The 12,193-nt window shown below is 69.3% G+C and carries 9 protein-coding genes; 6 read left to right on the forward strand and 3 right to left on the reverse strand.

Annotated elements, in window-relative coordinates:
• Positions 1 to 245 precede the first annotated feature (245 nt).
• The 3 genes from EDC29_RS12385 to EDC29_RS12395 all read left to right on the forward strand — a co-directional run bounded on the left by EDC29_RS12385 (position 246) and on the right by EDC29_RS12395 (position 5,322).
• Complete coding sequence (locus EDC29_RS12385; protein WP_132230122.1) at positions 246 to 614, forward strand: hypothetical protein; 369 nt, start codon at positions 246 to 248, stop codon at positions 612 to 614.
• Between the two features lie 97 nt (positions 615 to 711).
• Positions 712 to 2,010 carry an efflux RND transporter periplasmic adaptor subunit gene (locus tag EDC29_RS12390; RefSeq protein WP_132230124.1) on the forward strand — a complete coding sequence of 433 codons (1,299 nt, stop codon included), beginning with the start codon at positions 712 to 714 and terminating at the stop codon, positions 2,008 to 2,010.
• A 27-nt stretch (positions 2,011 to 2,037) separates the two neighbouring features.
• On the forward strand, positions 2,038 to 5,322 hold the full coding sequence (locus EDC29_RS12395) for an efflux RND transporter permease subunit (RefSeq protein ID WP_132230126.1): 3,285 nt from the start codon (positions 2,038 to 2,040) through the stop codon (positions 5,320 to 5,322).
• Positions 5,323 to 5,343: 21 nt separating this feature from the next.
• Here the strand turns inward: EDC29_RS12395 and EDC29_RS12400 are convergent, their stop codons facing one another.
• Positions 5,344 to 6,198: a damage-control phosphatase ARMT1 family protein gene (locus tag EDC29_RS12400; protein ID WP_132230128.1), complete on the reverse strand. Its 855-nt coding sequence runs from the start codon at positions 6,196 to 6,198 to the stop codon at positions 5,344 to 5,346.
• Between the two features lie 145 nt (positions 6,199 to 6,343).
• Here EDC29_RS12400 and EDC29_RS12405 point away from each other — a divergent pair, with 145 nt between their 5' ends.
• The 3 genes from EDC29_RS12405 to EDC29_RS12415 all read left to right on the forward strand — a co-directional run bounded on the left by EDC29_RS12405 (position 6,344) and on the right by EDC29_RS12415 (position 9,028).
• Positions 6,344 to 7,666, forward strand: coding sequence for an alpha/beta hydrolase (locus EDC29_RS12405; protein WP_132230130.1), 1,323 nt, complete (start codon positions 6,344 to 6,346; stop codon positions 7,664 to 7,666).
• A 106-nt stretch (positions 7,667 to 7,772) separates the two neighbouring features.
• Positions 7,773 to 8,471: a response regulator transcription factor gene (locus EDC29_RS12410; protein WP_123143136.1), complete on the forward strand. Its 699-nt coding sequence runs from the start codon at positions 7,773 to 7,775 to the stop codon at positions 8,469 to 8,471.
• 128 nt (positions 8,472 to 8,599) lie between these two features.
• Complete coding sequence (locus EDC29_RS12415) at positions 8,600 to 9,028, forward strand: DUF1842 domain-containing protein (RefSeq protein WP_123141609.1); 429 nt, start codon at positions 8,600 to 8,602, stop codon at positions 9,026 to 9,028.
• Between the two features lie 284 nt (positions 9,029 to 9,312).
• Here EDC29_RS12415 and EDC29_RS12420 read toward each other — a convergent pair whose 3' ends face one another.
• Together EDC29_RS12420 and EDC29_RS12425 are read right to left on the reverse strand one after the other, a co-directional pair.
• The gene (locus EDC29_RS12420) at positions 9,313 to 9,987 is read right to left on the reverse strand and encodes a cysteine hydrolase family protein (protein ID WP_123141610.1); all 675 of its coding nucleotides are present in this window, start codon (positions 9,985 to 9,987) and stop codon (positions 9,313 to 9,315) included.
• A 443-nt stretch (positions 9,988 to 10,430) separates the two neighbouring features.
• Positions 10,431 to 11,819: an MATE family efflux transporter gene (locus EDC29_RS12425; protein WP_132230132.1), complete on the reverse strand. Its 1,389-nt coding sequence runs from the start codon at positions 11,817 to 11,819 to the stop codon at positions 10,431 to 10,433.
• Positions 11,820 to 12,193 lie beyond the last annotated feature (374 nt).

The following is a 12,193-nucleotide window of genomic DNA, read 5'->3' on the forward strand; positions in this document are numbered from 1 at the left end:
TTCGCCCCCTTCTGGTCGTCATCGGCGCGACGGCTGCTGGCCGTCTGTGTGTACTTCGACCGCGGCGCGTGTGGGCCCGGTCACCAACGCCATCTCCCTGCGTTTTCGTTCGGCATCCTGCGGTCATCGCAACCCGTCCCGATTGATCGGGGCGGCGTCTTGAAGTCTAGACCCTGCAGACGAAGTTCGCTCAATACGAAAGGGACAGATTGAAAAAGACGAGTCTGAGCGATACGTTAGGCGACATGAACCGATCCAGGCGCGCACTCCCCCTGCTGCTGGTGCTCTGTCTGCTCGCCTTCCAGGCGCAGACGGTGGCCGCGCGCGCGCTCGATTGTCTCCATCTCGGTGCGCCCGTCACCGAGGTCGCCTGTCCCGGCCACCTCCAGCCTGCGGGCGGGATCGACCGACAACCCGCAGCGCCCGTGGACAGGGGCACCCCCTTCGACTGCGCCAAGTGCGCGCTGGCGCTCACCCTCGGCGTACTGCAGGCGCCACCGGCGACCCCGCCGCTGCTGCTCGCCGACCGTGGCGCCGTGCATCGGCCGCGCCCCCCCGCGCATTTCTATCTGCACGACCCCGAGCATCTGCTGCGTCCACCGCGGACCGACTGACACCGACCCGATCCATCGCGGGGTCCCGTCGACCCCGTGCCGATTCAGTTCTGTGTCTGCGGGGCACGCCCGGTGCGTGTCCCTCGAGGTGTGACCCATGTATCGACGTCATCCATCCCGCGGAGGCGGCGCGCCGACGCGCGGTCTCTGGATCTCGCTATTGGTGGTGGTGCTTGCCGGTTGCGACGCCGCCCCCACGACCACGCCGCCGCCGGCGCAAGCCGAGCACGACCACGGCGCCGAGGAGGCGCCTGCCGCGCGACCGCTCGAAACCCGCTATGTCTGCCCGATGCACCCGCAGATCGTGCGCGATGCCCCCGGCACCTGCCCGATCTGCGGCATGGATCTGGTGGAGAAGGCGCTCGACCCCCTGGCCGGGCGCGGACCCGAGGTGCGGCTCGCCCCGGGGCTGGCGCAGACGCTCGGGGTCCGCACCGCCACGGTCGAGCGCGGCACCCTGTGGAAGTATGTCCGCACCCCGGGCCGGATCAGCTATGACGAGACCCGGCTGGCGCATCTCCACCCGCGCGCGCCGGGCTGGATCGAGGGGTTGAGCGTGCGCGCCCTCGGCGAGCCGGTCAGCGCCGGGCAGGAGCTTGCCGAGCTCTATGCCCCGGAGATCCTCTCCGCGCAGGTCGACTTCCTGCTCGCGCTCGCGCCCCAGCCCGAGGGCGTAGCCCGGGTGCGGGTCGATCAGGCGCGCAACATCCTCCGTCTGCTCGATGTCCCCGAGGCCGACATCCGCGCCATCGAGCGCAGCGGCGAGACCCGCCAGACGGTGCCGGTGCTGGCGCCGATCGACGGCGTGGTCACCGAGATGAAGGCGCGCGAGGGGATGTACGTCACCGCCGCCGATGCCATGTACACCATCGCCGATCTCAGCCGGGTGTGGGTGCTGGTCGACGTCTTCGAGCACCAGATCGACTGGATCGCCCCCGGCCAGGGCGCCGAGATCCGGGTCCCGGCCTATCCCGGACGCAGCTGGGAGGGCGAGGTCGACTATCTCTACCCGGCGCTCGATCCGCAGACGCGCACCCTGCGGGTGCGGTTGGTGTTCGACAACCCCGAGGGTCTGCTGCGCCCCAACATGTTCGCCGAGGTGGTGATCTACGGCGGTCCCAGGCGCGATGTGCTGAAGATCCCCGCCGAGGCGCTGATCGAGACCGGCACCGCCACCCGGGTGGTGCGCGCGCTCGACGACGGGCGCTTCGCCCCGGTCGAGGTGGTGGCGGGGATGCGACGCGAGGGCGAGGTCGAGATCCTCTCCGGGCTCGCCGCGGGCGATCGCGTGGTGACCTCGGGGCAGTTCCTGCTCGACTCCGAATCGAGCCTGCGCGCCGGACTCGACCGGCTCTCGGGCCAGACGCAGGGAGGGCACGATCATGCCGGTCACTGATCCCCGTCACCGCCCGGAGGTGTCGCGATGAAGGCCGTGATCCTCTGGTCGATCCGCCGGCGGATGCTGGTGCTGCTCGGCGCGCTGGCGCTCGCCGTCTGGGGCGCGCAGGCGCTGCGTACCATCCCGCTCGATGCCATCCCCGATCTCTCCGACGTGCAGGTGATCGTGCGCACCAGCTTCCCCGGCCAGTCGCCGCGGGTGGTCGAGGAGCAGGTCACCTATCCGCTCACCACCACCATGCTGGCCGTCCCCGGCGCCAAGGTGGTGCGCGGTTACAGCTTCTTCGGCGACAGCTATGTCTATGTGCTGTTCGAGGACGGCACCGATCTCTACTGGGCGCGCTCGCGGGTGCTCGAGTATCTCAACCAGGCCGCCGCGAGCCTCCCCGAGGGCGTCCAGCCCCGGCTCGGGCCAGATGCCTCCGGGGTCGGCTGGATCTACAGCTATGCCCTGGTCGATCGCAGCGGACGGCACGACATCGCCGAGCTGCGCAGCCTCCAGGACTGGTTCCTCAAGTTCGAGCTGCAGGCGGTCCCGGGGGTGGCCGAGGTGGCCACGGTCGGCGGCATGGTGCGCCAATACCAGGTGGTGGTCGATCCCGATCGGTTGCGTGCCTACGGCATCCCGCTGGCGCGGGTGGCCGAGGCGCTGCGCGCGGCCAATGCCGAGGTCGGCGGCTCGGTGCTGGAGCTGGCCGAGGCCGAGTACATGATCCGCACCCGCGGCTATCTGCGCGGGGTCGAGGACATCGAGACCATCCCGCTGGGCGCCACCGAGGGCGGCACCCCGATCCTGCTGCGCGATCTGGCGCGGGTGCGGATCGGTCCGCAGATGCGCCGCGCGGTGGCCGATCTCGACGGCGAGGGCGAGGTCACCGGGGGGATCGTGGTGATGCGCTCGGGCGAGAACGCGCTGGCCACCATCGCCGCCGTCGAGGCGCGGCTCGATGCGCTCGCCGCCGGGCTCCCCGAGGGCGTGGAGATCGTCGAGACCTACGACCGCTCGCGGCTGATCCGCGCCGCCGTCGACAACCTCGGCGACAAGCTCGTCGAGGAGTTCGTCGTCGTCGCCCTGGTCTGCGTGCTCTTCCTCGTCCATCTGCGCTCGGCGCTGGTGGCCATCGTCAGCCTGCCGCTGGGGGTGCTGGCCGCCTTCCTGGTGATGAACGCACAGGGGATCAACGCCAACATCATGTCGCTCGGCGGCATCGCCATCGCCATCGGCGCCATGGTCGATGCCGCCATCGTGATGGTGGAGAACGCCCACAAGCACCTCGAACGCGCCGGCCCCGGGATCGACCGCGCCACCCACTGGCGGGTGATCGGCGAGGCGGCCACCGAGGTCGGACCGGCGCTGTTCTTCTCGCTGTTGATCATCACCCTGAGCTTCCTGCCGGTGTTCGCGCTCGAGGCGCAGGAGGGACGGCTGTTCGCGCCCCTGGCCTATACCAAGACCTATGCGATGGCCGCCGCGGCGGGGCTCGCCGTCACCCTGGTGCCGGTGCTGATGGGCTATCTGGTGCGTGGCCGCATCCCGCGCGAGCAGGCCAATCCGCTCAACCGCGTGCTGATCGCCGGCTACCGGCCCGTGCTCGGCGCGGTGCTGCGCCGCCCGCGCTCGACGCTGGTGGCCGCCGGGGTGCTGCTCTACAGCTGTCTGATCCCGCTCGGCGGGGTGGGCGGGCTGCTCGCACCGCTCAAATGGCCCTTCCAGCTCGTCTCGGCGGTGGTCGAGACCCCGCTCGCCGAACGTGCCGAGGTCCGGGTGGGGCAGTGGCAGCAGGCGCTCGCCGAGGGCTGGCGCGCGCATCTCGGCGCGTTGCCGGTGATCGGCGGCTGGGATCGCGGGCTAGGTTCGGAGTTCATGCCCGAGCTCGACGAGGGCGATCTGATGTACATGCCGACCACGCTGCCCGGGATCTCGATCGGCAAGGCGCGCGAGCTGTTGCAGCAGACCGACCGGCTGATCGCCTCGGTGCCCGAGGTCGAGCGGGTGTTCGGCAAGGTCGGGCGCGCCGAGACCGCCACCGACCCGGCGCCGCTGACCATGATCGAGACCTTCATCCATCTCAAGCCGCGCGAGGCGTGGCGCGAGGGGATGACGCTCGCGCGGCTGATCGACGAACTCGACGAACGCGTCCAGGTGCCCGGCGTGACCAACGCCTGGGTGATGCCGATCAAGACCCGCATCGACATGCTCGCCACCGGCATCAAGACCCCGATCGGGGTGAAGATCTCGGGGCCGGATCTGGCCGAGATCGAGCGACTGGGCCGGGCGTTGGAGCCAATCCTGATGGGGATCGAGGGCACGGTCTCGGCCTATTCCGAGCGCGTCGCCGGGGGGCGCTATGTCGAGATCCGCCCCGACCGCCTGGCCGCCGCGCGCTTCGGGCTGAACATCGACGACATCAACCAGGTGGTGGCCGCCGGGATCGGCGGCATCGAGGTCACCCGCACCGTCGAGGGGCTGGAGCGCTATCCGGTCAATCTGCGCTTCCCGCGCGATCGGCGCGCCGATCTCGAGGCGCTGCGGGAGCTTCCGATCGTCACCCCGAGCGGGGCGCAGGTCGCGCTCGGGCAGGTCGCCGACGTGGTGATCGTCGACGGACCGCCGCTGCTCAAGAGCGAGAACGCGCGGCTCACCGGCTGGACCTTCGTCGACATCCGCGGCCGTGATCTCGGCGGCTATGTCGCCGAGGCGCGGGCGCGGGTGCAGGAGGCGCTGGCGCTGCCGCCGGGCTATTCGCTCGACTGGTCGGGCCAGTACGAGTCGATGGAGCGCGCCCAGGCGCGGCTGGCGCAGGTGCTGCCGCTGACCCTGGCGATCATCCTGGTGCTGCTCTATCTCGCCTTCGGCTCGCTCGGGCGGGCGCTGCTGGTGCTCGGCTCGCTGCCGCTGGCGCTGGTCGGCGGGCTGTGGCTGATCTATCTGCTCGACTACAACCTCTCGGTGGCGGTCGCGGTGGGCTTCATCGCCCTGGCCGGGGTGGCGGCGGAGTTCGGCGTGGTGATGCTGGTCTATCTCGACGCGGCGCTCGCGCGTCGCCGCGCCGAGGGACGGCTCGATGACCGCGCGGCGCTCCACGCCGGGCTGATCGAGGGCGCGGTGCTGCGCATCCGTCCCAAGGCGATGACGGTGGCGACCATCTTCGCCGGGTTGCTGCCGATCATGCTCGGCGCCGGGGTCGGCTCGGAGGTGATGCGCCGCATCGCCGCGCCCATGGTCGGCGGCATGATCACCGCGCCGCTGCTCAGCCTGCTGTTGCTGCCGGCGGCCTACGCCCTCTGGTACCGGCGCGGGCTGCGCTGAGCGGGGCCGCGTCCGGGGCGCCTAGCGCGCGAGCCCGGGCGCGGCCTTGACGATCAACCCGCCGGTCGGCACCCCGATGTCGTCGGCGATCACCCCGCACTTGGCCTGGAGCAGGAAGACGATGGGCGCCTCGACCTCGCTCAGGCTCTCGTAGTTGGCCTGTCCCTTGGCGATGATCAGCGGCGCGGCGGCGAAGCGCGTGCGGAATTCGTCCGAGCAGCGATCGAGCAAGGTGCCGACGGCGTCCGAGCCGTTGTCGACGAGGCTGGCGCAGCCGTCGAGCCCGGCGGCGCGCGCGTCCTCCAGGGTGGCGTCGTTGATCGCCGGGCCGCCCTTGCAGACATAGGTCACCGGCTGGTCGAGCTGCTCGATCAGGGCGCGGTCGAACACCGTCTCGCCGGCGTTGTCGCCGAGATAGAGCACCCGGTCGACGCGCGCGAGCGCGGCGCGCAGCACCGCCAGGTCGTCGATGGCGAAGGGCTGGCGCAGCACCCGATCGAGGGTGGCCTCGAGGTCGTAGTGCTCGAACACCCCGAAGTCGATGATGTTGCCCGCGATCGCGCCGCGCACCGCCGTCTCCAGCGGATCGGCCGAGGCGGCGATGGCGGCGATCAGCCGTGGGTAGAGATCGAGGGCGCGGCGCGTCGCCTCCTGCTTGGCCGCGAGATAGGGATCGACGGCGCCGGTGCGGGTGCGCACCAGACGGTGGATGGTCTCGGCCATCCGTGGCGGCGTGGTGTCGAGCGGCAGCCGCTGCAACTCGGCCATGGTCTCGACCAGGATCGCGTGCTGCAGCGCCTGATCGGCGCCGGCGCGCCGCGCCGCGCTCAGCGCCTGGCGCAGGAAGCAGGGATAACAGTCGAGATGGGTGTGCATGGCGGCTCCGTCGGTTGCTGGCAGGGAGCGGCGACCCTAGCACGGGGTGGCGACTCGACGCCTTGACGACTGTCGCCGGGCGCTGTCCGACTATGCTTCTTGGCAGGGGTGTGTCGCAGCGGATCGGCAGCATCAGGAGGTCGTCATGAACCAGGAACCCTCGTCCCTCGAACCCTCGCTCACCGAATTGCTCGCGGCCCTGACCGATGCCGTCGGTCGGGGCGATCGTGCGGGTGCGCAGGCCCTGGCGCTCGAGATCCGTCAGCGGCTGATGGCCGAGTCGGCGTGGCTCGATGAGGCCGAACGCCAGGTCGGCGCGCTGCTGGCCGCCCTCGATCGACAGTCGCCCATCATCGTGCGACTGGTGGGTGATCTCGGCGCGTCGTCGTGGCCGCTTGCGACCGATGACAGACACTTCGTCGTCGACAGGGGGGAGGCGCCCCAGCGCGCCGGCATCCCGGCGTGGTCCATGACCACGGCCGCCCCGGCTAACGGCGAGGTCTATCCGGTGTGGTTCGGCACCAACCGCCGCCCGGACGGGGCGGGCGGCTATGGCGGCGAGCGCGACACCCGGGTCCACTACGGTCGGGCGCTGGTCCAGGTCCCCGAGGCGCATCGCTTCGGCGAGAGCGGCAGTGGCTTCTGGACGCGGTTGCTGCGTCTCGACCTGCGCGACGACCGGCTGCGGCTGCGCGCCGTCGAGTCGCGCACGCCCGCGGCCTGCCTCGCCGAGGTCGCGGCGACCGTGGCGGCGGCGCGCGAGGCCGGCGAGCAGGCCCAGGCAATGGTCTATCTGCACGGCTACAACACCAGCTTCGAGGAGGCGGCGATCCGCGCCGCGCAGATCGGCTATGACCTCAAGGTGCCGGCCACCGCCTTCTTCAGCTGGCCCTCGCAGGGTAAGCTCGCGGCCTATCCCGCCGACGAGGCGGCGATCGAGGCGAGCGAGCGACTGATCGCCGACTTCCTCGTCGCGTTCGCCCGCGACTGTGGTACCGACCGGGTGCATCTGGTCGCGCACAGCATGGGCAATCGTGGTCTGTTGCGGGCGTTGCAGCGGATCGCGGCAGAGGCCGGGGAGGCGGGGGTGCGCTTCGCGCAGGTGTTCCTCGCCGCGCCCGACGTCGATCGCGATCTCTTCCTCGATCTCGCCAGGCTCTATCCGCGTCACAGCGAGCGCACCACGCTCTATGCCTCCGCCGCCGATCGTGCGGTGCACCTCTCCTCCCGACTCCACGGCGCGCCGCGTGCGGGCTATTTCGAGCCCTATACGGTGGTACCCGGGGTGGACACGGTGGCCGTGCCCGACTTCGACCTCGACCTGCTCGGTCACGGTTATTTCGCCCAGGCCGAGGCGTTGCTGCACGATCTCTTCGAGCTGATGCGTCACGACAGCGCGCCGACGGCGCGACAGCGTCTGCGTCCACTCGCCGGGGCCGGCGCCGGGGTCTGGTCATTGGTCAGATAGTGCTTGAGGATCAGGGGACTGGCCCCATGAATGATCACCTCATCACCAATCAGTCTCCGTGAGCTGTATCAGTACCCGGGACGGATCGAACACAGGGAGGATCGAGATGACTGAGCCGACTTGCGTGATCCTGGTCGAGGGGGACGCCGAGCTGCGGACCTCCCTCGCCAATGCCCTCGGGGACGCCGGCTGTACGGTCGCAACCGCGCCCGACGGACTGTCCTTCTATCGTCAACTCAGCGAGCAGAGCTTCGCCGTGGTGGTCGTCGACCTCGCGTTGCCGGATCAGCCGGGACAGGTGTTGATCGATTACGCCAGACGCCAGACCACCAGCGCCATCGTTGCCATCGGCGCGCGCAGCGGGGTCGAGATCCGGGTCGATTGCTATCAGGCCGGGGCCGATCTGTTCCTGCAGACGCCGGTCGATGCACAGGAGCTGGCCGTCGCCGTCTCCAGCCTGGCGCGGCGTCATGCCCAGCTGCGTGCCGCGGCGCAGCGTCTCGTCGGCTGGCGTCTGCTGGTGCATCGGCGGGCGCTGGCGATCCCCGGTGCCGGCACCCTGGAACTCAGTCCGCGCGAGTGTCAGCTGCTCGACCTGCTCTCGCCCGGGGCGGGTGCCGCGGTGCGTCGCTGTGAGCTGCTCGACCGGCTCTATGCGCGGCGCGACGAGAGCGCCGAGCGCGCGCTCGAGACCCTGGTGCGCCGTACCCGTCGCAAGATCGCCGGCCACCATCCTGGGCCGAGCCCCATCCTCACCCAGCATGGTGTCGGCTATGCCTTCGCCACCCCGTTGATGCGGGCCTGAGGCCTTGGTCAGAACCGGTCAGGTCAGGTCGGTTCCCGTGGGTTGATGCACGGCCATCGGCCTGTCACCGTGCAACCAGCGTCCGGGATCGTCCCGGCGCTCACGACGATCGCAATGGAGGAACCGGGATGAAGACCTTCAGCACAGTGGCGGCGATGGCCCTGGTCTGTACCGCCTCGGGGGCGGCGCTCGCCGAGGACATGGAGAAGGGGGTGAACGCCTTTCGCGCCTGCTATGGCAGCGACATCCCGCCGGGGATGACCGGTGCGCCGGAGCTGACCATCGAGGTGGTGGTCGACTCCCAGCCCGAGCACAAGGCGATGGGCACGGGCAAGGTGACCTGGGGCTCGGTGCAGGGCTTCGCGCCGATCGAGACCGAGATCAGCGGCCCTTGGTACTACATGTGCACCATGGACGCCTGCTCGATCCGCTTCGACTTCTCCGGCGAGGGGCTGGACGGCATGCTGGTGGCGACCAACTGGGGCTCGCCCGGCACCTTCAAGTACAGCTTCAACGACGGCGACCCCGTCGAGCAGAAGGCGATGGTGTGTAACTGAGGAAAGCACCGTCTCGTCCTGGATCAGCCTCCAGCGGCCAGCCGACAGCCTCCAGTGGAGAAGCGTGGCTGACCGCTGAAAGCTGATCGCTCATTTTTCAGCCTCCAGCGGCCAGCTGACAGCCTCCAGTGGGGAGGGCCAACGTCATGATTTGGCGACAGTGGCGTGCATACTGCCGCGATGGCGAGAGAAGACGTCCCGCTGGTAGCTGACGACTGGATGCTTACCGCTTTATCCCTTCGCGTCCTTTGCGGCTTTGCGGTTCAATCTCTTCGGCCGGCGGTTCAGCCGAGCCCCATCTCCTCGAGCAGCTCGTCGCTGCGCATCACCTGGCAGTAGATCATGTTGAGGATCTCCAGCTCGTGCTGGTGCAGGCTGTCGGTGCCGGCGGCGCAGCAGTCCTCGAGGAGGATGACGTGGAAGCTCTCGTCGGCGAGGCTGCGCACCGTCGAGGAGACGCACTGGTCGGTGTAGACGCCGGTGACGATGACGTTGCGGATGCCCATGTTGTTGAGCACCAGACGCAGGTTGGTCCCGGTGAGGGCGCTGTCGGTGGTCTTGGTGACGACGATCTCGCCCGGTTCCGGGGCCAGCTCGGGGACGATCTGCGAGGCCTCGGTGTCGAGCGGCATCAGCAGGTTGTTCCAGCCCGGCAGCTTTTGGCTCAGCGAGCGATCGCGACCGTCCTCGAGCAGACAGGCGATGCGGGCGTGGATGACGTCGATCCCGGCGGTGCGGAAGCGTTGCTGGAGGGCGCGAAGGTTGGGGATCAGGGTCTCGCGCATGCGTTGCTGGAAGGGGGCCCAGCGGGCGCGTTCTTCGGGGTCGTCGGCGAGCACCATGCCGTAGTTCTGCACGTCGATGCAGAGCAGCGCGGTCTCCTCGGGGGTGAGCGGCGGGAGTTCCGGTGCGGGCGCCTTGGCGTAGTAGAAGGAGCGGTGTCGCGTCTTCCAGGTCATGCGCGGTGCCTCCTCGATGCGCGGGCGGGGCGGCGCGGGGCTTGTCCCCAGACCCTGTGGTTCGTCCTGTGGATAAGTTGTGACGAGTTGCGCTAGGTCACTGAGATACAAGCCCGTGAGACGGATTGGTCGAATCCTGTCCACCAGAGGCTAATCTCTAAGCGTAGTCCAGAAAGATCACACTCACCAGTGATCCAGGACAAACATGGGCGAGAAGGGGGACCAGCGACCAGCGGGATTGAACCGCTAAGCCGCAAAGGACGCGAAGAAAGCGATCAGCATCCAGCAAACAGCCTCCAGTGTCGGCGTACGGTCAACCGCGACGCGACGAGACAACCCAACCCCCTCACTGGAGGCTGGCAACTGAAAGCCTTTCTTCATCTTCGTGCACTTTGCGGCTTAGCGGTTCAATCTCCCGGCGGCTGTCGGCTGTCGGCTGTCGGCTACTGCAGGGCCGGGACCAACCGCTGTCGTCGTCGTGCGGTGGCGACCAGGGTGATGCCGAGCATTACCGCCGCGGCGGTCAGGCCGGCGAGCAGCCCCAGCCACAGACCGGCCGGTCCGCGTGCCGGGCCGAACAGATCGGTGAGCGCGAGGCTGTAGCCGATCGGCAGGCCGATGGCCCAGTAGGCGATCAGGGTGATGACCATCGGCGTGCGGGTGTTCTGGTAGCCGCGCAGGGCGCCGGCGGCGGTCACCTGGACGGCGTCGGAGAGCTGGTAGAGCGCGGCATAGACGATCAGCTGGGTGGCCACGGCGATCACCGCCGGGTCCGGGGTGTAGAGCCGTGCGACCCAGTCGCGCCCGAGCAGGATCAGCACGGCCGAGCAGCAGGCCAGGGTCAGCGCCGTGCCCAGCGCGACCCGGGTGCTGAAGCGCGCCTCCCGGATCGAGCCGCGTCCGAGCGCCTGACCGACTCGCACCGTGGTCGCCATCGACAGCGACAGGGGCACCATGAAGATCAGGGTGGAGAAGTTGAGCGCGACCTGGTGTCCGGCCACCACCACCGGTCCGAGACCGCCGATGAGCAGGGCGATGACGGCGAAGATGCTGGCCTCGGCGAATACCGCGATGCCGATCGGCACACCGAGCGCGAGCAGCGCGCCGAGGGTGGCGGGGTCGGGGCGCTCGATCCGGGCGAAGGGGGCGTAGCGATGATAGCGCGGCGCGAGCGCGATCCAGAGCGCCAAACCGGCGAGCATGAACCACATCACCAGCGCCGTGGCCCAGCCGCAGCCGACACCACCGAGCGCCGGCAGCCCGAACCAGCCACCGTGGATGAAGACATGGTTGGCCGGGATGTTGAGCAGCAGCCCGAGCAGTCCGAGGACCATGTAGGGACGCGGCTGTCCGAGCCCGTCGCAGAAGCTGCGCAGCACCTGAAACAGCGCCGCCGCCGGGAAGCCGAACGCGACCGCCCGCAGGTAGCCCATGGTCGGGGCGACCAGCTCGGGGTCGATCCGCATCACCTCCAGCAGGGGGCGCGCCGAGGACAGCACTGCGGCGGCGAGTCCGCCGAGCGCCAGTGCGAGCCACAGCGCCTGACGCACCAGCGGTCCGGTCGCGCCGAGTCGCCCAGCGCCGACGAGATGGGCGACCTTGGGCGTGGTGGCCATCAACACCCCGTTCATCAGCAGGAAGACCGGGATCCACACCGAGTTGCCGAGCGCCACCGCGGCGAGATCGCGCGCCCCGACCCGACCGGCCATCAGGGTGTCGACGAAGCCCATCGCGGTGTGCGAGAGCTGGGTGATGAGGATCGGCCAGGCCAGGGCGATCAAGGCGAGGAACTCGACGCGGACGCGTTGAGCGGTTGCACGCTGGGAAGACATGGAAACCGTCTTTAAAAACAGTTAATTATCTTCCCTTCGATTGCGGGTTGTCAATCGTCGCGAAACGTGTATCTAGCTGTCGACCAGCGACCAGCGACCAGCGACCAGCGACCAGCGGGATTGAACCGCAAAGCCGCCAAGAGCGCGAAGATGGAGAAAGGCTTCCAGCTGCCAGCCGCCAGCCCCCAGTGATGGGGCGGGGCTGTCTTGTCGCGTTGCGGTCGACCGCACACCGACACTGGAGGCTGCTTGCTGGAGGCTGGTCGCTTTCTTCGCGTCCTTTGCGGCTTGTATCTTGCCACCCCGTGGTGGTTAGCTCCCACCGCGCGAGATTGAGGCAGCTCGATTGCGACTGAAGGCCTGGACCTTGCCGC

Source organism: Marichromatium gracile, assembly GCF_004343155.1.
Classification (GTDB): domain Bacteria; phylum Pseudomonadota; class Gammaproteobacteria; order Chromatiales; family Chromatiaceae; genus Marichromatium; species Marichromatium gracile.

What these genes read in the sequence shown, in the direction of transcription:
- EDC29_RS12395 (WP_132230126.1), top strand. Translation starts at nt 2,038, where the DNA reads ATGAAGGCCGTGATCCTCTGGTCGATCCGCCGGCGGATGCTGGTGCTG.
- EDC29_RS12420 (WP_123141610.1), bottom strand. Translation starts at nt 9,987, where the DNA reads ATGACCTGGAAGACGCGACACCGCTCCTTCTACTACGCCAAGGCGCCC.
- EDC29_RS12415 (WP_123141609.1), top strand. Translation starts at nt 8,600, where the DNA reads ATGAAGACCTTCAGCACAGTGGCGGCGATGGCCCTGGTCTGTACCGCC.
- EDC29_RS12390 (WP_132230124.1), top strand. Translation starts at nt 712, where the DNA reads ATGTATCGACGTCATCCATCCCGCGGAGGCGGCGCGCCGACGCGCGGT.
- EDC29_RS12410 (WP_123143136.1), top strand. Translation starts at nt 7,773, where the DNA reads ATGACTGAGCCGACTTGCGTGATCCTGGTCGAGGGGGACGCCGAGCTG.
- EDC29_RS12385 (WP_132230122.1), top strand. Translation starts at nt 246, where the DNA reads ATGAACCGATCCAGGCGCGCACTCCCCCTGCTGCTGGTGCTCTGTCTG.
- EDC29_RS12405 (WP_132230130.1), top strand. Translation starts at nt 6,344, where the DNA reads ATGAACCAGGAACCCTCGTCCCTCGAACCCTCGCTCACCGAATTGCTC.
- EDC29_RS12425 (WP_132230132.1), bottom strand. Translation starts at nt 11,819, where the DNA reads ATGTCTTCCCAGCGTGCAACCGCTCAACGCGTCCGCGTCGAGTTCCTC.
- EDC29_RS12400 (WP_132230128.1), bottom strand. Translation starts at nt 6,198, where the DNA reads ATGCACACCCATCTCGACTGTTATCCCTGCTTCCTGCGCCAGGCGCTG.